We start from the raw sequence: 21,128 nt of genomic DNA, 5'->3' as shown, positions 1-21,128 counted from the left end.
GTCAGTGGCCGCTGTGACCGGTCTCCCCGGAACCCGGGCCGGATTCCGTGGGCGAAGCGGTGGCCGGGTTGTACGTCGCCTCCTTGACCGGGAGTTCGACCCGGAGCGGATCCGACGTCTCGAAGCGCAGCTCCACGGTGACCGTCTCCCCCCGTACCGGCCGCTTCTTGATCTTCATGAACATCAGGTGGTTCCCGCCGCGCTCCAGCGCCAGCGTGCCGTCGGCGGGCACGTCGAAGCCGTCGACCTTCCGCATCCGCTGGTCCTTCGACTCGTGCATGGTCACGTCATCGGAGAGCGGGCTGGTGATCGACGTCAGCCGGTCGGCGGCGGAACCCCCGTTCCGTATCGTCAGGAACCCGGCGGCGGTGTCGCTGACGGGCTGGGGCATGAAGGCGCCGTCGACCGTGAGGTCGGGCGCGGCGGGACCGTTCTCGTCGGCGGCGGCGGAGCAGCCCGTCAGCACCAGGCCCATGACCAGGGCGACCCCGGCCGCGGTGGCCGTGCGCCACCGAGGGCGCGCGGTCATCCGCCGCGTGGCGTTCGTCCGTCCCGTGACCGGCCCGGTGTCGCGTACGGTCACGGCTTCTCCCCGCGGATGAGCTTCGGCAGGTCCTTGGCGTACTGGTCGGCGGTCGTGCTCTCGCCGTAGAGCACATAGCCCTGGTCGGTCGTGGGCGAGAACGCGACGACCTGCGCGCCGTGCATGGACACGACCGAGCCGTCCTTCTCCTTCTTCGCCGCGTCGATGCCGATGCCGATCTGGCGCGCGCCCGCCTGGATGGTGGCGAAGTCGCCGCTGAGGCCGGTGAACGAGGGGTCACCGGCGCTCGGCAGCCACTTCGCCAGGGAGGCCGGGGTGTCGCGCTCGGGGTCGGTGGTGACGAAGACGACCTCCAGCTTCTCCTGGTCGGCCTTGGGGAGCTGCTTCTTCGCGATGGCGATGTTGCTCATCGTCAGCGGGCAGACGTCCGGGCAGTTGGTGTAGCCGAAGAAGAGCAGGGTCGCCTTGCCCTTGGTCCGCTCCCGCAGGTCGTAGGGCTTGCCCTGGGTGTCGGTCAGCACCAGGTTCGGCTTGGTGTACGGCCGGTCGAGAACCGTCCCCGGCTTGGTGTCCTGCTGCCCGGAGAGGTCCTTGACCTCGGCGATGCCGGTCGCCTTCCCGGCGCCGCCGTCGTCGCTGGAGCAGGCGGAGAGGGTGAGGGCGGCGGCCAGCGCCAGCGCGGCGGCCGCGGCGGCCCGGCCGCGCGGCCCGCGCCGCGCGGAGACCGTGGCGTCGGCGGCGGTCGTGGCGTACTGGTCGGCGGTCGTGGGCGCGGGGATACGCGGGGTCTTACGCATGGAAAGTCATCCCTGAGGTTCGTGAGAGGCGAGGGTCAGGAGGTACGGCGGCGGGCCAGCACACCGAAGGCCACTCCGGCGGCGCCGACGAGGATGCCGACCACGGCCAGGATCCGTGCCGTCGTGTCGGAGCCGCCGGCCGAGGTCTCGGCGGCCTTCGTGTCACCGTGCGCGGCACCCTGGTCGTGCGTGGACCCGGCGGCGGTGTCCTTCGCGTCCTTGGTGGCGTCCTTGGCGTCGGCCGTGCCCGTGCCCGTGCCATGGTGTCCGCCGTCGGCCGGGGCCAGCTCCAGCACCGGCGCGGGGGACTGCGGCTCGGGCGTGCCCTTCGTCGGCTCCTCGATCCAGCGCACGACCTCCTTGTTGTCGTACGTCTGGAGCGCCTTGAAGACCAGCCGGTCCGCGTTCTCCGGGAGCTGGCCGATCGAGAGCGGGAACTGCTGGAACTGGCCGGGCTCGACCTTGGCGCCCGCCGAGGTCCACGTCACCTTGGTGACGGCTTCGGTGATCTTCTCGCCGTGCACCTCCAGCGGCTTGGCGAGCGGGGCCCGGGTGACCGTGGCCTTCCAGCCGGGTACCGCCTGAGGCAGCACGGAGGCCAGCGGATGGGCGGTCGGGAGGGTGACCTCCAGCTTCACGGTCGAGGCGTTGTCCCGCTCATTGGGGACCTTGAAGAGCACGGTGGCGTAGCCGCCCTGGGCGGCCTCGCCCTGCGGCTGGACGCTGACGTGCGCGAAGGCGGGTCCGGAGAGCAGCAGTCCGGCGGCGGCGGTTCCGGCGGCGACGGTGAGCGCGCGGACGGCGAACGGACGGCGGGCGAACGGGCTCAGGCTCATGACGACACTCCACAGGGAGAGAAGCAGACGGGGAGGTGCGCCCGCGCGAACACGCGCGGGCACCACGGCCCCACCCCTGTGGCAGGGGGCGTGGGGGCCGTGTCAGACGGCGAGGGCGTAGCCGTCGGCGGGCGGACCCCGTCTGATCACCGCGTGCTGAAGGGCCTCCGCCGCCATCGGCGGGGGAGGGTCGTCCACGGCCCGCCGTGGCGTGTGCGGCGCTCCGGTGCCCCGTACGAGACCGCCGAACAGCGCCCGCACCAGCCGCAGGGCGGCCCGCAGCGGACGCAGCCGCGCGGCGTCGGCGGCCTCCGCGCACTCGCCCGCGAACTCCCGCGCCGAGGCGGTGGAGAGCCGCGTCAGCCGGTCCAGCGCGAGATCACTGTGGCGCAGCAGCCAACCGGTGACCAGGGCGGCGAGCAGATGGGCGAGGAGCATGGGCAGCGAGGGCAGCGGCCCGGCCGCCGCGACGGCGCTCTCGGCGCCGTGCGCGGGCGGGGTGAGGCCCGCGAGGGTGACGATCCGGTGCGCGTCGTCCGCGGTGAGATCCACCGGACCGGCGCCGCAGACCAGGTCCGCCGCCAGCCGGATCAGGGCGTCGTCGCCGCCCGGCGCGGAACCGGACTCATGCCGCTGGGCCGTGCCGAAGAGGAGGTGCAGGGCGAGCTGTCCGGCGCCGAGCGCGAGGGTGGTCGCGGGCAGGGAGCGGGTCCGGCCCGTGAACGGCAGCACCAGCGCGAGCGCGCCCGCGAAGCCCGCCAGCAGCGTCCACCACGGAACGCCCGCACAGGCCGCCAGCGCGTGTCCCGTCGCGGACAGCGCGACACAGACCGCGGCGAAGACCGCGGCCCTCAGCAGCCGGGGCCCGGCTCCGGCACGCTCACCGGAGGGGGACGACGGGGACGACGACAGGGACGACATGGCCGGGTCATCATCCCACCCGGCCCCCGCCGCCCGTACGGCAGGTCGGGCCGGGTACCCCGCCCGCCCGCACCGCGCACCGCCTCGCACCGGGCCGCCCGCCCGCACCGCGCACCGGGCCGGACGCCGCGTCGCACAGGGCCGCCCGGATCACCGGCGCGACCACGGCGGACCGCCGTATACGCCGACGGGCGCCCCAGGGATCGCGTCGTATCGCTGCGTACCGCCCTGTACGAGGGTGAATCGCGTCGTACGGCGGTGGACGGTCATGAGCGGTCCTGAACGGGCGCGGGCGGTCGCGAGCGGCGGTGCGCACCGTGGCCGGCGATGGCGAACCGCGCCGGATGACGGGCGCGTTGCGGCGCGCGACGACGGCCTGTGGCGGGGTTCCCGCGGGACTCCGGAGCGCCCTGTGAGGGACCGCGCCGGACTCCGCAGGACCCCGCCGGACCCCGTCGGCCGGGGAGGTGGGACCCGCCCGGAAGGCGCACTCCGTCCTGGGCTCGCCTCAAACGTGTCCCGTTCCCCACACCCAGGGTGGTTTATCCAGGTGGTGGTGGGCGGGAAGACATACACCGCCACACCAAGGACGCGCGTCGGCCGAATGAGCGCAATCGCAACATCCGTGTGCTTACCAGTCCGGGGGTGGGGCAATACGTATCGGTATGTCGAGCCGCAGCCAGGAGGCTGGAGCATGAGCATCTGGTGGTCACTCCACTTGCGGCGCGAAGCTGCGAGCATCCCGCTCGCCAGGCGACTGCTGATGGGCACGATGGAGACGGCGGGGGTCGACCCGGACATCTCGTTCGACCTCTCCGTGGCGCTCAGCGAGGCCTGTGCGAACGCGGTGGAGCACGGTGGCGGTCAGGGCCCCGGCACGGGTGGTGCGGGGGCGTACCGGGTGACCGCGTATCTGGATGGCGAGAGATGCCGGATCGAGGTCGCCGACTCCGGGCCCGGCTTCCCCGCCCGGGGCGCGGGCTGTGCCCACACCCGGGCCGAGCGGCTCCCGGCGCTGGCGGAGAGTGGGCGCGGGCTCTGTCTGATCGAGCAGCTCGCCGATCATGTCCATTTCGCCAATCGGCCGGGCCGGGGCGCGGTGGTCAGTTTCGACAAGATCCTGAAATGGCGGGAGGACGCGCTGCTCAAGGTCTCGTAGACCTCGGCAGCACGCCCTCCGTGGTTCGCCCGGCGGAGCTCGGGAGCTCGGGAGTCCGGGAGCTCGGGAGTCCGGCTGACCGCTCAGCGGACAGACCAGCCGGTCAGCGGCCCGTTCGTCGGCCAGGAGCCCGGCCGGCCAGTCAGCCGCAGCCAGCCAGCCGACTAGCTGGTCGGCTAGTCAGCCGGTCAGGCCGTCTCAGCTCTGGCGCAGCCGCGCCATCCACGCCTCGACCTCGTCCGCCTGCCGGGGCAGACCGTCGGACAGGTTCCGGTTGCCGTCCTCGGTGACCAGGATGTCGTCCTCGATCCGGACGCCGATGCCCCGGTACTCCTCGGGCACGGTCAGATCGTCCTCCTGGAAGTAGAGCCCGGGCTCCACCGTCAGGCACATGCCCGGCTCCAGGGTGCCGTCCACATACGCCTCGGTACGCGCGGCGGCGCAGTCATGGACGTCCATGCCGAGCATGTGACCGGTGCCGTGGAGAGTCCAGCGCCGCTGGAGACCCAGTTCGAGCACGCGCTCCACCGGGCCCTCGACCAGACCCCACTCGACCAGGCGCTCGGCGAGCACCCGCTGGGAGGCGTCGTGGAAGTCGCGGTACTTGGCACCCGGCTTCACGGCCGCGATGCCCGCTTCCTGGGCGTCGTAGACCGCGTCGTAGATCTTGCGCTGGAGCTCGCTGTAGCGGCCGTTGATCGGCAGCGTACGGGTGACGTCGGCGGTGTAGAGGGTGGTGGTCTCCACACCCGCGTCCAGCAGCAGCAGGTCGCCGGAGCGGACCGCGCCGTCGTTGCGGACCCAGTGCAGCGTGGTCGCGTGCGGACCGGCGGCGCAGATGGAGCCGTAACCGACGTCGTTGCCCTCGACGCGCGCACGGAGGAAGAACGTTCCTTCGATGTATCGCTCGCTGGTGGCCTCGGCCTTGTCGAGGACCTTGACGACGTCCTCGAAGCCCCGGGCGGTGGAGTCGCACGCCTTCTGGAGCTCGCCGATCTCGAAGGCGTCCTTCACCGCGCGCGCCTCGGAGAGGTAGGCACGCAGCTCTTCGTCGCGCTCGGCGGTGACCTTGTCGTTCAGGGCCGCCTCGACACCCGCGTCGTGGCCGCGGACGACACGGACCGGGCCGGTCGCCTCGCGCAGCCGCTCCGGCAGCTCCCGCACATCGTGGGAGGCGATCCCGAGCAGCTGGGTGGCCTCGCCCAGGGAGTGGCGGCGGCCGACCCACAGCTCGCCCTGGCCGGAGAGCCAGAACTCGCCGTTCTCCCGGTTGGAGCGCGGCAGCAGGTAGATGGTGGCCTCATGGCCGTCGGCGGTGGGCTCCAGCACGAGGACGCCGTCCTCGGTCTGGTCGCCGGTCAGGTAGGCGTACTCCGTGGCGGCACGGAAGGAGTACTCCGTGTCGTTGGAACGCGTCTTCAGGTTGCCGGAGGGGATGACCAGCCGCTCGCCCGGGAAACGGGCCGAGAGGGCGGTCCGCCGCGTGGCGGTGTGGGCGGCCTGAGCTATCGGCTCCAGGTCATGACGCTCGGTGTCAGCCCAGCCGCCCGCCATGTTCTCCGCGAGCTCGTCCGACACTCCCGGGTACAGGCCGTTCTTCCGCTGCTTGATGGGCTGCTCTTCTTCTTCCGGAGCGCTCGGGGTGAGCTCCTCGGCCACGACTGCCTCCTTGGTATGACACAGGACCGCCCTCCATCGTATGTGTGTCGTGAAGACGGCCTGAACGTGCCTTTTGCCCAGCTTCCCCAGCCCGTCGCGACCTGCTCTCATGTGCCGCGCTCATACGGTCATGCGATCGGCTCATACGCGCTGCCCGGAGCTGCCCGGACAGGACCTAGGTGACGCGCACCGCCGTTCCGCGACCCTGGTGCCGCGCGCGACCCGACCGGCACCCGTCTCCCGGAGCCCGGAGGGCGTCCATCGGCCATCCCCGCGTGCCACATCCGTACGAGGCGCTGACCCCGTACGGGTACGTTCCGCGCGCCGGGGCGCCCCCCCACGTGTTCCTCGCGTACGGAACGTTTATGCGCCGTCCCGCGAACGGGCGGTCAGGCGAAACGGGCGGCGAGCAGGACGACGTCCTCGTCGGCGATCTCGGCAGCGCCCCCAGCGCCCTCAGCACCGTCAGCGCTCTCGGCACGCGCGGGGAAGAGGCTGGTCAGGACGTGGTCGGCGAGGGCGCCCGGGTCCTGGCGGGCCTGCCGGGGCGCGGACGCGGCGGCCGCGTGGAGACGGGCGAAGGCGCGGTCCATCGTGTCCCCGGTACGCCGCAGCAGCCCGTCGGTGTAGAGCAGCACCGTTTCGCCTGGAGCCGGGTACAGCTCCACGCTGGGCGCCTCCCAGCAGGCGAGCATCCCCAGCGGGGCCGAGAGCGAGGTCTCCACGAACTCGGTCCGCCGCTCGCCGACGACCAGCGGTGGGGTGTGCCCGGCCCCGGCCAGGACGATCCGCGCGTGCGCCCCGCACCGGGCCGCCACCGGATCCGGCCCGGTCCCGTCCTGATCCGGGCCGCCGCGTCCGCCCGTCGTGCCCGCTGGGCCGGGGTCCGCGCCGGCCACCGGTTCGGCGTAGGCGAAGAGCGCGGTGGCGGTCCTGGACGGTTCGGTCAGCCGGAGCAGCAGCTCCAGATCGGAGAGGACGGCGACGGGGTCCTCCCCCTCCATCACGGCGTAGGCCCGCAGGGAGGCCCGGAGCCGTCCCATGGCGGCGAGTGCGGAAGGCCCCGTACCGCTGACCGAGCCGACGGCGAGCCCGAGGGCGCCCTCCGGCAGCGGCAGCGCGTCGTACCAGTCGCCGCCGCCGCGTGCTCCGGGACGGTGCCGTACGGCGAGCCGGACCCCGGGGACGCGCGGCAGTCTGTGCGGCAGCAGTTCCTCGGTGACGGCCGCGACCGTGGACCGGGCCCGTTCCAGTTCCAGTAGCCGGGCCAGGTGTTCGGCGGCGTACCGGGTGTAGCGCTCGACCAGCAGCCGTCGGCGCTCGGGCGGGGCGGTGGGCGTGTCGTAGAGCCAGACGGCGGCGCCGAGGGTGCCCGCGCCGCCGGTGAGCGGGACCGTGTACGTGGCGGCGCAGCCGAGCCGCAGCGCCACTTCGCGCTGGCGCGGATCGAGGGAGTCCGCGCCGAGGATGTCGGGGTGGGCGACGGACCGTGGTGGCGCCCCGGAGCCGTCGCGGCCGTCGAGGATGCGGCCGTACGCGGTGAGCGCGCGCGGAACCGTTTCGATATGGCCGAGTTCGGCATGGCTGAGGCCGAGTCCCTGGGTGACAGCGGTGGAGCGCACCGCTCCGAATCGGTCACCCGGAGCGGCGTCCCCGGACGGCTCCAGCACCACCATCCCGCGCCGGGCGCCGAGCAGGGCGGCGCCCGCGCCGAGTACCTCGTCCAGGGCCGCGCCCAGGGAGCTGGTTCCAGCCAGTCGTTCGGTCAGCCCGTGGAGGGCGGCCAGGTCATCGACGCACCCCGCGAGCCGGTCCTGGAGGGCCGCGACGGGCCGGGGGGTGGCGGTGTCCGGGGAGGCCGGGGAGGTGGGGCACCGCGCCGCCTCCTCCAGCACGGCGCCCGTCGGCGGCACGGCGGAGGCGGGGAGTCCGGCGAGCGGGCCCGCAGTCTGGGGGGAATGAGAAACAGCAGAGTTGATTCCGGCCACTTTCCGCAAGTGGGGGGCGCTCATCGCGGCCAGCTTTCAGGCTGGTGTTTTTCGCTCAATAGCATGGCAAACCCCCATGTCATTCTGGGCCGCTACCCATGACTCCACATCTACACGGATGTGTAAGGGGATGTCCAGCATTGCACCAGTGGGATTGATGGTGTCTGTGGGTCCTTGAACCGCCCTTGATGCATTCTTGAACTTGGCTGAAAAGAGCACCTGGTGGTGCACAATTGAGGTCGACTGAGCACGTTCGACAAGTGGATCTCTCGAAGATCCCGCCAGGGTCGGCACCCTGGTGGGAGTCTCGTGGGTAAGCGTCATTCCAAACGTGTTGGGTACGTGGACGGCGAAGGCCAGGGGCAGTTGGACCGCCCCGGAACCTGGTGACCGGCGCGGGCGTCCTAAGAGCCGTGGGCCGGGCCAGAACTCCTTGGCAGATCTCCCCACGCCCCCACGCGGGTGGGGTTGATCCGATATAACGGGACAAGAAGCGCCAGCCGCGCGTCATCTTCGGACGCGTGTTTCACGGACCAACCCGACCACGTTCGGCCCCCGGCGGCGATCCTGCCGCGGACACAGCGGGGACGCCCCGGCCACCGGCTCCGGGCGGATGGCGCAGACCCGGTACGTCACGTACGCGTACCTCAGTACGTATGCGCACGAACAGTTCAAAGCTGCACACATGGTGTCATGTGGACCTTCGGCGTTCAACGGAAAGGAACGAGCGCTCATGCGCGAGATCCTCGGAAGGCGACGCAGGCTCCGGTTCCGGCGCACTAGGGGGCCTGTCGGGCCAACACAGCCAGAAGCGGCGCTCACCTGTGCCGTCGACTGGCAGTGGCCGGTCGTCCCCGGAGCGGGACTGAAAGCGGGCGGCGGGCGTGACCGCGGGCGCGGCTGCGCCTGCCCGGACCCGGAGTGCGTCGTCCCCGGCGCGCACCCCTTCGACCCGGGACTCCTCGCGGCCACCACCGACGAGCGCATGGTCCGCTGGTGGTGGACGAACCGGCCGGCCGCGCCCATCGTCCTCGCCACCGGCGGCCGCGCGCCGTGCGCGGTGAGCCTCCCCGCGGTGGCCGGAGCCCGCGCGCTGCCGGTACTCGACCGGATGGGACAGCGGCTGGGACCGGTGGTCGCCACCCCCACCCGCTGGTCGCTGCTGGTCGCGCCCTATGGCCTCGAAGAGCTTGGTGAGCTGCTCTTCACCCAGGACCGCGTCCCCAGCTCACTCCGTTTCCACAGCGAGGGCGGCTATCTGGTGCTGCCGCCGTCGGAGACCGGCACGGGCCAGGTCCGCTGGGAACGTCCGCCCGCGCCGGGGACCGCCGCGCCCTGGCTGCCCCGGGTGGAATCCGTGGTGGAAGCCCTCGTCGAGGCGAGCGCCAGCGCGCCTGACGGTGGCAGCAGGCTCGCCTACTGACCCACCGCCCCTCGGCTCGGCCGTCCCTCGGGCCGACCGCGGCCCCGGAGCGGCGGCCCCTCGGGCCGACCGCTTCCCTGGCCCATTGGCCTTTGAGCCGATGGCTCCCCCGAGCCGACGGTTCCTCCGGGGCGACCGGTCCTCAGATCCATCGCCCGTGAGACCCATCGCTGCTCGGGCCGACGGTGTGCCGGGCCGACCGTCGCTGGGGCCGAGGGCTTGTTGGGATCCTGTGCCTCGGGCCGACCGTTCGTTGGGCCGACTGTGGTCCACCGCACTCCGCCGGTCCCGGCCCGGCGCTCCGGCGCCTCTCGTTCTCTCTGGGCATGCCGCCCCAGGCGGACCGGCTCCTTCACTCATCCGGGTTGGAGCCGGTCCGAGTTATCCGGGAAAGGGGCGCGGGTACCGGTCTCCCGCGGGCCCGCGCGGTTATCGTCGACACGCTCGTCCCACCGTCGCCTTTCCTCGTCCCACCCCCACCTCGCCGGGTGAGCCTCCCCGCTCTCCCCCACCCCCGGATGCGGCGTCGCCCGACGCCCCTTCCCCGGAACGGGCCAGGGCGGATCCCCGCTTCTGGCGTCTCCGTCGACAGGTCGCCCATGAATCCGCGTCTGACCGCGGTCGCCTCGGCCGTGGTGGTCCTGGTGCCGCTGGCGTTGCTGCCGCTCGCGGCGCGGGCGGCGGCGCCGGCCGAGGGGCCCTCCGGGTTCCGTCCGGCGGCCCCCGCCACGGCCGCGCCGCCTGGCACGTCTCCGTACCTCCTGCATCCCCCGCACCACTTCTCTCTCCTCCCTCCTCCCTCTCTCCTTCCTCCTTTTCCTCCCCTTCCATTGATCTCCCCTCCTTCCCCCGCTCCGCGCCATCGCTCCCTCCCCCGGGAACTGTTCGCCGATCCCGGCCGTTCTCAGGGTGGATCGCCGGACCGTCCGTCAAGAGCACCGCAGAAGTCCGAAACACATACCGTCCCGACGGTCTCCGGGACCCGCGTGCCGTCCGTCGCGCGGTGTGGACCGGAGCTGTCATCGCCCGAGGGGGTGGAGGCCCAGACCTGTGTCCTGGCTCGCGATGGCGCCACCTGGGGGCGTACGTACTACCGCAATGCGACAGGCGCGGAATTGAGTTCCGTACTTACTCTGATGGCCCCGGCGGGGCGCACCGTACATGTCAACTGCAGGGTGGAAGCGGGCGATGAGCCGGGTGTCTGTGAGACCCCGAAGGAGCCTTCTCAGGGAGGTGCCAGCGGGTATTCGGCGGTGGCGGAGTTCGCCGCGGCCGGGGGCGCTCAGGAGGCGCCGCTGCTGCTGAGGTCGGGGAGCAACTCCCCTGACAGGGGGGCAAGTTGAAGCTTGGATGACATAGCGCCAACGGAATGAGACGTTCCGTAGAAATGGCTACGCCCGGTCGCTGGCGACGGGGGATGCACCAGCGACCGGGCTTCTAGAACGGTAACAAGAGATCTGCGGTTCGCAAATTCGATCTCGGGTATTCGGACAGCGATTCAGCTGCCCATAGCGGGAGTTGTGACTGGAGTCACTCGCGTTTTTCGGTGGGTAGTACGGACGCCCAGGGGGCGGCTCCTGGCCCTGGTGTTCCGAGGTCAGCTCAGGGTGATCTGACGATTGGTGAGGCCGCCGCGGGCCCCGCGCTCCGCCGTCGACAGCGGAGCGTCGCTCGCCAGCGCTTCGGCCAGTCGCTCGGCGAAGGCGGCCGCGGGCTTCTCGCAGGCGTCGGCGTTCATTCCGGTCGGCAGGTCCCAGACCGGGACCATCAGCCCGTGCGCCCGGAAGGAGCCGACCAGCCGGGTGCCCTCGCCCAGCGACGAGGACTGTGCCGCGTGCAGCCGGGCCAGCGCGTCCAGCAGCTTCTCCTCGGGGTACGGCATGACCCAGCGCAGATGGTTCTTCTCCGGGGTCTCGCACCAGTAAGCGGCGTCGACACCGGAGAGCCGCACGGTGGGGATGGCGGCCGCGTTGGCGCGCTCCAGCGAGGCGGCGACGTCGGGTGCGGGGCCGTCCGTGGACTCCGGGATCCAGAACTCGAAACCGGAATGGACCTCCGGAGTGAAGGCGGCCTCCGGGTCCAGGAGGTCCTGGAGCCGGGGACCGTCGCCGGAGCTGCGCTCCGCCGCGACCGGAGTGCCGGGCTCGGCCGCCAGGGCGCGGCGGAGCGTCGCGGCGAGATCCCGGCTGAGGTCGCCCGAGGACGTGTCGTTCTGTAGACCGAGCAGGATGGAACCGTCGTCACGGCGCAGCGCGGGCCACGCCATCGGCAGCACCGTCGCCAGCGTCACGGACGGTACGCCCTCGGGCAGCGGCTCCCTCAGGGTGAGCCGCACCGTGGCCGCCGGGACCAGTTCGCGCAGCGCCACCCAGTCGCACTCACCGGCCAGCCCCTCGAAGGGGCGCTGGGTCAGCTCGGTCACGGCCTGTGCCGCGGCCCGGCCGTGACACGCCTTGTAGCGGCGCCCCGACCCGCAGGGACAGGGTTCCCGGGCGCCGACCACGGGCACGGGCTCATGGGCGCCACGGACCCGGCCGGTCTGCTGCGGCGTGGACGCCTTGGTCTGGGGGCGCTTCTTGGCCATGGTGCGGCTTCTCCCGATCGCGCGAAGTGGGCGGGGTATGTCGCCGCGAGCCTAACCGCCCCCCTCCCGGGGGACGGCAGGGCACCCAGATGTCAGCCGAGCTCCTCATACGTCTCGATGAAGCCGAAACCCGGTGACGTGACGCGCGTAGCGAACTCATGGGAACGGGGATCGTCATACAGAACCGCCCACACCGTGACCTCGCCGGTCGCGCCGTCGCGCACGCCCCACTCCCGGGACAGCGCGCCGATGATGTTGAGCCCCCGGCCGCCCCGGGCCGTGACCGATGGAGTGGCCGGAACGGGACGGGTGGGACCGCCGCCGTCGGTCACCGCGATGGTGAGCCGTCCGGTGGGATCCACCCACCAGTCGGCGCGAACGCTTCCCCCGTCGGTCTCCCGGTGCCCCAATGGCCTTCCATGGCGGAAGGCGTTACTGAGCAGTTCGGACAGAACGAGAACCGCGTCGTCGACGACCGATTCCGCCACGCCACCACGGCGCAGATCCTCGCGCATACGGTGTCGTGCTTCTCCCACGCCCGCAGGGCCATGGGGTACGGCCATGCTCGACGACGTGGGCACTTCTTGTGCCACCACCAACGCCACCCCCGAGACCTCCTTTGCCCCACGCCACGGTGTGAATGCCCCAATGGACTGGACCGGAAACCGCCGTCCGGTTCCCCACCGGGGCACACCCGACGTTCATGACCGGGGTGAACGCGCCGGTGCACTCCCCGGATGGTCGGGGTGGGCGGACCGGGCAAAGCGTTGGGGAATGGGCTGCTTTCGGCCAGATCTGAGTCGAGGGCGGACCGGGGGAAGGGGCGCTTTTCGGCAGGGTGCGGGCGAGGGCGGCCATCGTCGGACCCCGGCGCCCACGGGGGTTCCCGGGGGCTGGTTCAGGCCGGTGGCGGGCCGGGCTCCGGGCGGCTCACGTACTGCTCGGGGCCCCCTTCCCCGTACCGCTGGGGGAGAGGGGCGGGGCGTCGGCTGACCGAGGGCGGGAACGGAGGGAGGGTGGATGGGGACCGTGGGAAGGCCGGAATCAGACCGTACGGATCCGGTCGAGGCGGAGGCGGGCCGGTCCCGGGCGTGGCGGGAGCGGGGGAACGCGGGCCGGGGCGCTGGACGGGGGCCGGGCCCTGGAGTGCGGGCGCGGGGTGAGGTTCGCCTCAGGTCTGGCCTGGTTTGGATGGGGCTGGTTCAGGTACGGCCGAGTTGGGTGAGGACCTGACGGGGCCGGTTGGTGATGATGGCCTCGACGCCGAGCCGGACGCAGAGGTCGACGTCCTCGGGTGCGTCGACGGTCCATACGTGCACCGCGTGACCGGCGCGGTGGAGCCGTTCCACGTACTCCGGGTGGTGCCGGACGATCCGGATGCTGGGGCCCGCGACACGGGCCCCGGCGGGCAGGCGGCCCTCGCGGACGCGCGGGCTCATGAACTGGGTCAGATAGACGGTGGGCACGCTCGGGGCGGCGGCCGCGACGCGGTGCAGCGAGCGGGCCGAGAAGCTCATGATGCGCACCGCCGACTCCTCGGGCACGGTGGGCGTGGTGAGGCCGAACCGGCCGAGGAGCTGGAGCAGCCGCTCCTCGACCTGGCCCGCCCAGCGGGTCGGGTGCTTGGTCTCGATGGCCAGCTCGACGCGGCGGCCGGAGTCGGCGACGAGTTCGAGCAGCCGCTCCAGGGTGAGCACGGAGGTCAGGGAGGGATCGCCCCAGTCGGGGGACTCGGTGGAGTCCTCGTGCCCCTTCCACGTACCGAAGTCCAGGGCGGCGAGGTCGGCGAGCTCCAGGGCGGAGACGGCGCCCCGGCCGTTGGAGGTCCGGTTGACGCGGCGGTCGTGGACGCAGACGAGATGGCCGTCGGCGGTGAGGCGCACATCGCATTCGAGGGCGTCGGCGCCGTCCTCGATGGCCTTCAGATACGCGGCGAGGGTGTGCTCGGGCGCGTCCTCGGACGCTCCTCGGTGGGCGACGACCTGAATCTGATGCTGCCGTGCGTGGGTCACCGCGTCATGGTGTCACCGAGGCCGCGCGGCCATCGAGGCGGGAGTGAGGGACGAGGTCCGTTTCCCTGTCCGCTTCCCGCCCGCCCTCTGTCTGTGCCGTGGCTGACCTGCCCTATCAGATTTTATGCGGCATTTGATCCTTCTGTCCGAAGTAAAGGAGGGCGAGAATACCCACAGGTCCTGCTTACAGTGGCCTGACGAGCCGTGGGAAATGCTGGTCCACGACGCCTTGAGCATGCCGGGACGGCCGCGGCGCCGAGCGGACTCCGCCGAAGTGATCGACGTGGAACCCCAGAGGAGAGAGCTGTGAGCACTGAGAACGAGGGCCCCGAGGGCACCGCGCGGCCGGCCGCCCCGTCGGTCCCGGCGGCCCCTGCCGTGCCTCCCGCGGCTCCTGCCCCCGTGCCTCCGGTACCGGCGGCCGCTCCCGAGGGAGGACAGCCGGCGCCCGCCCTTCCGCCTTTCTCCTCTGATTCCTCTGGTTCCTCTGGTTCCTCCGGTGGTTCCTCCGGTTTCTCCGGGGCGGCCGGTGGGGGGAGTGTCCCGGGGGCTGGTGTGGACTCCGGGGCCCCCGGTTCCGGTGCGCCGGGCGGTACTCCCCCGTACACGGCGGAGACGGTCCCGGCCGCGGCGCATGGACAGCCCTCCCCGGCCGAGCCGCCCACGGCGCCGCTGCCCGGCGCCGTTCCCCCGGCGCCCGGACCGAACGCGCCCGGCGCGACCTCCCCGTACGGCACCGACGGGAGCTGGCCGCCGCCTCCCCCGGCCCAGCCCGCGTACGGCGGTGGCGCGGCCTGGGGCGCGCCGGTCCCGGCGGGTGGCCCGCCCCGCCGCAAGCGCTCCGGCGGCGCTATCGTCGCGGTACTGGCCGCCGCCCTGCTGGTGGGCGGTGTGGGCGGCGGCATCGGCTACTGGGCGGCCGAGCGCAACGACGACGGCATCAGCTCCACCACCGTCTCCGCTTCCGGCCTCCCCGAGGACCTCAAGCGCGACCCGGGCACGGTGGCCGCGGTGGCCGCGAAGGCGCTGCCGAGCGTGGTCACCATCCAGGCCAAGGCGGGCACCCGCCCCGACGCCTCCGCCGACGGCCTCGGCGGAGGCGGTGAGGGCGGCGGCAGCGGCACCGGCTTCGTCTACGACCAGGAAGGCCACATCCTCACCAACAACCACGTGGTCGCCTCGGCGGCGGAGGGCGGCACGCTCTCGGCGACGTTCTCCAACGGCAAGTCGTACGAGGCCGAGGTGGTCGGCCGCGCCCAGGGCTACGACGTGGCCGTGCTCAAACTGAAGAGTCCCCCCTCCGGGCTGGCCCCGCTCGCCCTCGGCGACTCGGACCGCGTCGCGATCGGTGACGCGACGATCGCCATCGGTGCCCCCTTCGGCCTCTCCAACACCGTCACCACCGGCATCGTCAGCGCCAAGGACCGCCCCGTGGCGGCGGGCGGCGGCGGAGGCGGCGCCAACTCCTATATGAGCGCCCTCCAGACCGACGCCTCCATCAACCCGGGCAACTCCGGCGGCCCCCTGCTCGACGCCCGCGGCGCGGTGATCGGCATCAACTCCGCCATCCAGTCCACCGGCGGCGGTTTCGGCCAGTCCCAGGCGGGCTCGATCGGCCTCGGCTTCGCGATCCCGATCAACCAGGCCAAGAACGTCGCCGAGAAGCTGATCAAGACGGGCGAGCCGGTCTACCCCGTGATCGGCGCCACCGTCGACCTCGCCAGCCGTGGCGAGGGCGCCCGCATCACCAACAACGAGCCCGCCGGCGGCGGCTCCTCACCCGCGATCCTCCCGAACGGCCCCGCCGCCAAGGCGGGCCTGAAGGTCGGCGACGTCATCACCCGCTTCAACGACAAGCCGATCGACAGCGGCCCCACCCTGATCAGCGAGATCTGGACCCACAAGCCGGGCGACACGGTGAAGCTCACCTACCAGCGCTCCGGGGAGGAGACCACGGTCTCGCTGACGCTGGGGTCGCGCACCGGGGACAACTGACCCACTGACCACGCGACCTTGGCCGCTGGGCGGCGGTGACGTTCTTCCGCCGCCGCTCCTCCGGCGCCGGGGCCCGGGCTCGGGGCTCGTACGGTCCCGACCGTGCGGGCCCTGTGTCCGCGACGGCTGGCCCGGCTCCGCGTACGAGACGTTGCCGCCGGGCCCCACCCATGAGCCCCGGGCACGGCCCCATCCGGACCGTCCCCTGGACGCTGCTGCGACCGCGGCCGTGCTCCCGGTACGCTGTAGCCCGCTCCACGCCGGATCGGCGGACGGGGCATGGGTGGGTTGCCCGAGCGGCCTAAGGGAACGGTCTTGAAAACCGTCGTGGCAGCGATGTCACCGTGGGTTCAAATCCCACACCCACCGCCAGATCAGAGTGTGTGCAGGTCAGAAGGGGTGTCCCGGGTTTCGGGGCACCCCTTCTGTATGGGCTCCGTCTCACCTTGATTCGCCTCTGTCACGCCGTTGACCAGCGTGTGTGGACCAGGCGTGGACCAAGTGCTGGCCCCTGAGGGCGTGGTAAGAACCTTGCCGGACTCGGAGCACGGTCACCGCCCCTGCGCGATGACGCTGGGCGTGTCCCCGGAACGGGTCACTGCGGATAGCCATCCTGGCAGGTGTGGTGCCTGGTAGCACTGGCACTCTTGGTGCTGTAAGGAAACAGGCATTGAAGGAGCCAGAGAACGTCCCAACGCTGCCGTTCACCTGTAACGGAAGGGGAGTCTAGCGCCCGCATACCGTACTGGGCGGGCAGCGTTGCTTGTGGGATCCTTTTGTGGGAGTGAGAGGAGGGCTAGATGCGCGAGGCAGATTACCGGGCAGGCTTGGCGAATGCTTATTCGCAAGGAGATGAGCCCCGCCTAGTGAGGGTGATCTCTGGCGGGCATGACGAGGTATGGGCTGTCGGGAATTCGATGTTCATAATTCCGGCTGTTCCGGCAGACGCGCCGCCATTGCTGGAGTATGCGATTCGTCTTCGGCGAGAGGCGACTCTCACTGGTAAATGCTCGGAATGTAGCGCGACGGTAGGTTTGGGCGCTTTTGGCCAATTGGTTGAATTGCCGATAAATGAGGCTAGGGTTCCTCACCGAAGAAACTGCCCTGCTTCAGATGAAAACCTCAAGCGTCAGCTTTCAGCGCACCGTTCGAGGTCTAGTCAACGTACGGTTATGGAGGCATTCGAGGCGGCTAGCGCAAATACGCGTAGCAAGATCTTCGAATCGCCATCGAATAAGATTCAGGTGACTAATCCGAAGTTCGAGCGGTGGGCAAAAGATCTACTCGATGCGAAGCTCTCATCTGATCGCTGCGAACACCTTGCATCCGGCCCTGCGCAGACCTGGAACTCTTATGTCGCATCTAGTGAGTGGAGATGTGACCAGTGTTTCGCGTACTTGCAGGCATCCATTGTGGAGGGTGGGCCACTATTTGATGCAACCGAGGAACGTACTTGCGACCATTGCAGGCAATTTGCTGATGTGCTGGAGCCGGTGATCATACGCATCGACCATTTCGTGATGATTGGTGGTGTCTGTGCGAACTGTGCAAAGAAGTTCAATCCCGTAATTCCACCGAAGAAGGTGAAGAAGAGTGGGAAAAACCGTCGCAAACGTCGATGAGGGAACCCTTAGTGAAGCGCAGAAGCTGCTAGGGACTACCAATAACCGCGACACGGTAAACGCTGCACTCAGGGAAGTGGTGCGTCAAAAATTGGCTCGCGAATTCATCGATGAGATGCGTGACCAAGATCCGGAAGAGTTGGAGAAACTGAGGGCCGAGGCTTGGCGGTAGACCCAGAGTTCATGATCGATAACAGTGCGATGAATCGAATGAAATACGATTCAGTTGCCGCGCGCCTCGAGCCTCTTATTATGGCGGGAGTGGTGGCGACTTGTGGGATGTTGGAGGTGGAGGCTCTTTACTCTGCCCAGAGTCCCGATAATTATGAGAATTTGAGGGCGAAGCGCCTTGCGATTCTCACTTATGTGGATTCGGAAGAAGAAGATTGGCAGGCGGCTCTAGAGGTCCAGCGGGCGATGGCTGCGAAGTCTCAGCATCGAGGGCTCAAGATCCCTGATCTGGTTATTGCCGCAGTTGCTGACCGAATGAATCTAACCCTCCTTCACTATGACTCGGATTTCGATCGAATCATTCAGCATACGGGCCAGAAGGGTGAATGGGTTGTTCCTCGGGGGTCTGTTTAATTCCCCTCGGGAATGGAATTTAGCGCGCCTTCGATCAGTATATTTGCTTGATTTTGTCCGCCATGAATTGACTTGGCGTAGAAGCGGAATAGAACCGCGACGCTGTGACCAGCGCGGCGGGCGACTTCGGCGGGCGTGACGCCCGAATCTATCCAGAGGGAGACGCCCGCGTGCCGGAGGGAGTACGGCACGTCTGCCAAGGGTGAGCCGTTCTCGGCCTCGGTTAGTACCTCTCGGCGGGCGGACTTCCAGAGGTCGCCGTACTCCTTGGATAGGAGGTGGCCGCCCCGGGAGGCGCGGAAGAGGCGGCCGTCGTCGGTGGTGCCGAACTCCTTGATGTGCTCGCGGATCATGCGGACCAGGACGGGTGGGATGGGGACGGGGCGGGTGGCTTTCTGGGCGCGCTTCTTGAGGCCGCGCGTGTCGAAGGACTCGCCCGTGTCGGTCCAGCCGGAGCCCACGCGGGGGGTGCTGGTGGAGAGAAGGACTTCGCCCCAGCCCTCCTCGGGGAGGGTGAAGTCGACCTCACGCAGGTTGGCGGCCTCACCGGGACGGTTGGCGGCGTAGTAGAGGCAGCCGAAGAACGCCTTGAGGTGTCTGCCGCGCTCGCCCTGTTCGCCGACAGCGGTGATCAGCTTCTTGGCCAGCTTCGGGCCGGGGACGAACCGGAAGTCGATCTCGTCGTCGGTCTCCGGGGCAGTCCAGTCCACCTTGTCGAGAGGGAAGGTGGTCAGGAGCTCGCGTTCCACGGCGTACCGGAGGCAGTTGCTGAACACCGGCAGTTTCCGCTTCACCGTGTTGGCGGCGGCCTTCTTGCCGTCCAGCCGCAGTGTCATGGCGTCGAGGCCCGAGCGGGCGACCGAAGCCGTGTTGAGGGCCGTGATGTCCAGGGACTTGCGGGTGATCCAGTCGAGCGCGGCCACGATGTCTGCCGGAGGCTCGACCATGTCGATGCGGGGGTGGAGTTCGCCGTCGTCGCCCAGGACGAACCGGAAGACCCATGAGTAGAGGGCGGCACGGAGCACCTTGGGGGCCGGGGCGTCGCGGTTGTCCTTGACCAGCTTGGGTGTGACGGTCGCCAGGGCGTCCGCGATGCTCGCACGGTGCTTGGCCGACGCGGTCGGCCACTTCATCTCCGCGTACGCACGGGCGTGGGTGTACCAGGTGACGGAGTTGAGTGCCCGGAGTTCGGAGGAGGGGAGACCGGTCTCTGTGTCGAACTGCTCGCGCTCACGCAGGGCATTCAGCAGTTCGGTTCGGCGCCCGTCCGCCTGTGCCTTGATCTTGTAGCTCTTGGAGAAGGGCTGGGCGCCGACCCGCCACCGGAGCTGATAGGCCGCTGCGCGGTTGGGGCGCTTGCGGATGCCCCAGATCTTCACGTCGTAGGTCAGCACGCGGCCACCTCGCAGCCCGTGAACCAGGCGTCGAGGTCGGATCGCCGGATACGGATCTGGCCGTTCGGGAGCTTGAGGCACTTCGGCCCGTTGCCGCGTGCCCGCATCCGGTAGAAGGCCGCGCGGGAGATCCGTATCTCCGCGAGGGCTTCCGGCAGGGTCAGCTTCTGGTCCCGTGTGGTCGTCATGCGGCCGGGCCTCCCTCGTGGTGGAACTGGAGGGCGAGGGAGTGTTCGTGGCGGATGGTGGTGGCGAGGAGGTGTTCGGCGGGGGTGTAGCCGGTGCCGAGGTAGGACCAGGAGGATTCGGTGATGAGGGTGGTGGGGGTGGGGTGGTTGAGGCGGGTGTGGGCTTGGGTGGTGCGCCAGGCGCGGCGGGTGTCGCGGAGGGCGGTGAGGGTGGTGGAGTAGCGGCGGGAGCGGGTGGAGAAGTGGCCCCGGAAGCCGAGCATGTGGGCCCATTTCCACAGGCGGAGGTCGGTGAATTCGGTGAGGCGGCCCAGTTCCCAGCAGGTGCGGACCATCTGGCGGGTGTGGGTCCGGCTGGCCAGGTGGCGGAGCGGGATGCCCTCGCCGGTGCCGTCGCAGGGGCGGCATGGGGTGGTGCCATGGGTGCCGGTTCCCCGGCAGGTGGGGCAGTAGAGGGGGTGGTCGACGGTGCCGGAGGCTTCGGCGCCCTTGGTGGCGTACTTGGCGACGTAGCCCGCCACGGCCCGGTCGGTGAGTTCGGTGCGGTGGCCGAAGGCGGTGATCTCGCGTACGTCGAGCTGAGGGCCCCAGCGGATCGTTCGTTCGCCGACGGCGTGGGAGTCGAGGGTGAGGGCGGCCCGGTCGGCGGCTTCCCGTACGGCGTGGATGAGGACGGCGGCGGTGGCCGGGGGCGGTGGGGGTGTGGCGGAGCCGTCGGGGCCGTCGAGGCGCAGGACGGCGTGGAAGTGGACCAGGCCCCGTTTCTGGTATTCGGCGACCTTGGCGAAGGAGATCCGCAGGTGGGTGCGGAGGGCGCGCTGGGAGAGCCCGAGGGTGGCGGCGACCGCGCGGCGCAGGTGGGTCATGAAGCGGGCCCAGAGGGCGGAGGCGTGCGCGTTCCAGAGGACGGCTCCGGTGTAGTCGTACGTCGGTGGGTGGAGCGGGGTGCCGAGTTCCGGGGCGTCGGGGTGGTGGTGCTGGCCGCAGCGGCAGGGCCGGTTGGTGGGGCGGTGGTGGACCGGGCCGAAGGAGGGGGCGGTGAGGGTGAGGAAGACGCGGGGATGGTCGCGGACGGTGTCGGGGACGGTTTTGCCGCCGGTCAGTCCGGCGCGGATCAGGTGGTACGTGTCGGCCGCGTAGAGGCGGGAGCAGGACGGGCAGCGGGAGGCGCGACGGTTGCCGCAGGGGATGAGGAGGCGGCCGGTCGGTTCGTCGTCGCTGGTGAAGACGTGCAGCGCTTCGCCTGTGGCCGGGTCGAGGGTGGCGCTGTAGCCGGTGAGCTGGACGGGGTTGGCGCAGCCGGAGACGCGGGCGATCTGGTCGCGGACGCCGTCGATGTCGCCGAGGCGGGCGAGGCGCAGGAGGTCGCGGACGGCGGGGCCGTGGCGCTGGTCCCGGGCGGGAGGGGGTGCCATGCTGGC

Annotated in this window: 18 protein-coding genes and 1 tRNA gene; 7 read left to right on the top strand and 12 right to left on the bottom strand. The window is 70.5% G+C overall.

All coding sequences use genetic code 11. The annotated features are described in order from the left end of the window. Position 1 precedes the first annotated feature (1 nt). From ACFVIM_RS02835 to ACFVIM_RS02820, 4 genes are all read right to left on the bottom strand, one after another. On the bottom strand, positions 2–529 hold the full coding sequence (locus tag ACFVIM_RS02835) for a copper chaperone PCu(A)C (protein ID WP_384297595.1): 528 nt from the start codon (positions 527–529) through the stop codon (positions 2–4). A 50-nt stretch (positions 530–579) separates the two neighbouring features. Next, positions 580–1,341, bottom strand: coding sequence for an SCO family protein (locus tag ACFVIM_RS02830; RefSeq protein ID WP_384297587.1), 762 nt, complete (start codon positions 1,339–1,341; stop codon positions 580–582). A gap of 35 nt (positions 1,342–1,376) precedes the next feature. Further along, positions 1,377–2,177: a YcnI family protein gene (locus ACFVIM_RS02825; RefSeq protein ID WP_384297586.1), complete on the bottom strand. Its 801-nt coding sequence runs from the start codon at positions 2,175–2,177 to the stop codon at positions 1,377–1,379. A 102-nt stretch (positions 2,178–2,279) separates the two neighbouring features. Next, positions 2,280–3,098, bottom strand: coding sequence for a hypothetical protein (locus ACFVIM_RS02820; protein ID WP_384297584.1), 819 nt, complete (start codon positions 3,096–3,098; stop codon positions 2,280–2,282). A gap of 694 nt (positions 3,099–3,792) precedes the next feature. Between ACFVIM_RS02820 and ACFVIM_RS02815 the strand changes: the two genes are divergently transcribed. Then, positions 3,793–4,257, top strand: a complete 465-nt coding sequence (locus ACFVIM_RS02815) for an ATP-binding protein (RefSeq protein ID WP_384297582.1) — start codon at positions 3,793–3,795, stop codon at positions 4,255–4,257. A 198-nt stretch (positions 4,258–4,455) separates the two neighbouring features. On the opposite strand, the gene ACFVIM_RS02810 is transcribed toward ACFVIM_RS02815, so the two are convergent. Together ACFVIM_RS02810 and ACFVIM_RS02805 are read right to left on the bottom strand one after the other, a co-directional pair. Further along, the gene (locus tag ACFVIM_RS02810) at positions 4,456–5,916 is read right to left on the bottom strand and encodes an aminopeptidase P family protein (protein WP_384297580.1); all 1,461 of its coding nucleotides are present in this window, start codon (positions 5,914–5,916) and stop codon (positions 4,456–4,458) included. A 389-nt stretch (positions 5,917–6,305) separates the two neighbouring features. Beyond that, the gene (locus ACFVIM_RS02805; RefSeq protein ID WP_384297578.1) at positions 6,306–7,928 is read right to left on the bottom strand and encodes a PP2C family protein-serine/threonine phosphatase; all 1,623 of its coding nucleotides are present in this window, start codon (positions 7,926–7,928) and stop codon (positions 6,306–6,308) included. 709 nt (positions 7,929–8,637) lie between these two features. Here ACFVIM_RS02805 and ACFVIM_RS02800 point away from each other — a divergent pair. Next, complete coding sequence (locus ACFVIM_RS02800; protein WP_384297576.1) at positions 8,638–9,327, top strand: bifunctional DNA primase/polymerase; 690 nt, start codon at positions 8,638–8,640, stop codon at positions 9,325–9,327. A 1,597-nt stretch (positions 9,328–10,924) separates the two neighbouring features. Here the strand turns inward: ACFVIM_RS02800 and ACFVIM_RS02795 are convergent. The 3 genes from ACFVIM_RS02795 to ACFVIM_RS02785 form a co-directional block, all read right to left on the bottom strand. Further along, positions 10,925–11,911: a DUF5926 family protein gene (locus tag ACFVIM_RS02795; RefSeq protein WP_384297574.1), complete on the bottom strand. Its 987-nt coding sequence runs from the start codon at positions 11,909–11,911 to the stop codon at positions 10,925–10,927. A 92-nt stretch (positions 11,912–12,003) separates the two neighbouring features. Further along, entirely contained in the window at positions 12,004–12,603 is a 600-nt protein-coding gene (locus tag ACFVIM_RS02790) for an ATP-binding protein (protein ID WP_384297572.1), read from the bottom strand. A 510-nt stretch (positions 12,604–13,113) separates the two neighbouring features. Continuing rightward, on the bottom strand, positions 13,114–13,923 hold the full coding sequence (locus tag ACFVIM_RS02785; RefSeq protein ID WP_384297570.1) for a glycerophosphodiester phosphodiesterase: 810 nt from the start codon (positions 13,921–13,923) through the stop codon (positions 13,114–13,116). 306 nt (positions 13,924–14,229) lie between these two features. Between ACFVIM_RS02785 and ACFVIM_RS02780 the strand changes: the two genes are divergently transcribed. The 5 genes from ACFVIM_RS02780 to ACFVIM_RS02760 all read left to right on the top strand — a co-directional run bounded on the left by ACFVIM_RS02780 (position 14,230) and on the right by ACFVIM_RS02760 (position 18,125). Then, positions 14,230–15,918 (top strand): S1C family serine protease, encoded by a 1,689-nt coding sequence (locus ACFVIM_RS02780; RefSeq protein WP_384297568.1) that lies wholly within the window; start codon positions 14,230–14,232, stop codon positions 15,916–15,918. Positions 15,919–16,200: 282 nt separating this feature from the next. Beyond that, positions 16,201–16,290: transfer RNA gene (locus tag ACFVIM_RS02775), tRNA-Ser, on the top strand. A gap of 428 nt (positions 16,291–16,718) precedes the next feature. Then, positions 16,719–17,540, top strand: coding sequence for a hypothetical protein (locus ACFVIM_RS02770; protein WP_384297566.1), 822 nt, complete (start codon positions 16,719–16,721; stop codon positions 17,538–17,540). Then, positions 17,512–17,712, top strand: coding sequence for a type II toxin-antitoxin system VapB family antitoxin (locus ACFVIM_RS02765; protein WP_384297564.1), 201 nt, complete (start codon positions 17,512–17,514; stop codon positions 17,710–17,712). The genes ACFVIM_RS02770 and ACFVIM_RS02765 overlap by 29 nt, the downstream gene beginning before the upstream one ends. Positions 17,713–17,723: 11 nt before the next feature. Beyond that, the gene (locus ACFVIM_RS02760; RefSeq protein WP_384297562.1) at positions 17,724–18,125 is read left to right on the top strand and encodes a PIN domain nuclease; all 402 of its coding nucleotides are present in this window, start codon (positions 17,724–17,726) and stop codon (positions 18,123–18,125) included. Here ACFVIM_RS02760 and ACFVIM_RS02755 read toward each other — a convergent pair. Genes ACFVIM_RS02755 through ACFVIM_RS02745 form a run of 3 tightly spaced genes read right to left on the bottom strand, consistent with a single transcriptional unit; the run spans position 18,122 to position 21,122 of the window. Continuing rightward, on the bottom strand, positions 18,122–19,519 hold the full coding sequence (locus ACFVIM_RS02755; RefSeq protein ID WP_384297560.1) for a tyrosine-type recombinase/integrase: 1,398 nt from the start codon (positions 19,517–19,519) through the stop codon (positions 18,122–18,124). The two genes, ACFVIM_RS02760 and ACFVIM_RS02755, sit on opposite strands and share 4 nt — an antisense overlap. Next, positions 19,513–19,707, bottom strand: coding sequence for a helix-turn-helix transcriptional regulator (locus ACFVIM_RS02750; protein WP_384297558.1), 195 nt, complete (start codon positions 19,705–19,707; stop codon positions 19,513–19,515). Before ACFVIM_RS02750 ends, ACFVIM_RS02755 begins: the two co-directional genes overlap by 7 nt. Continuing rightward, positions 19,704–21,122, bottom strand: coding sequence for a replication initiator (locus ACFVIM_RS02745; RefSeq protein WP_384297556.1), 1,419 nt, complete (start codon positions 21,120–21,122; stop codon positions 19,704–19,706). Before ACFVIM_RS02745 ends, ACFVIM_RS02750 begins: the two co-directional genes overlap by 4 nt. Between the last annotated feature and the right edge of the window lie 6 nt (positions 21,123–21,128).

Source organism: Streptomyces sp. NPDC057638, from assembly GCF_042800315.1.
GTDB lineage: Bacteria > Actinomycetota > Actinomycetes > Streptomycetales > Streptomycetaceae > Streptomyces.
This window is presented reverse-complemented; position numbering and strand designations above follow the sequence as displayed.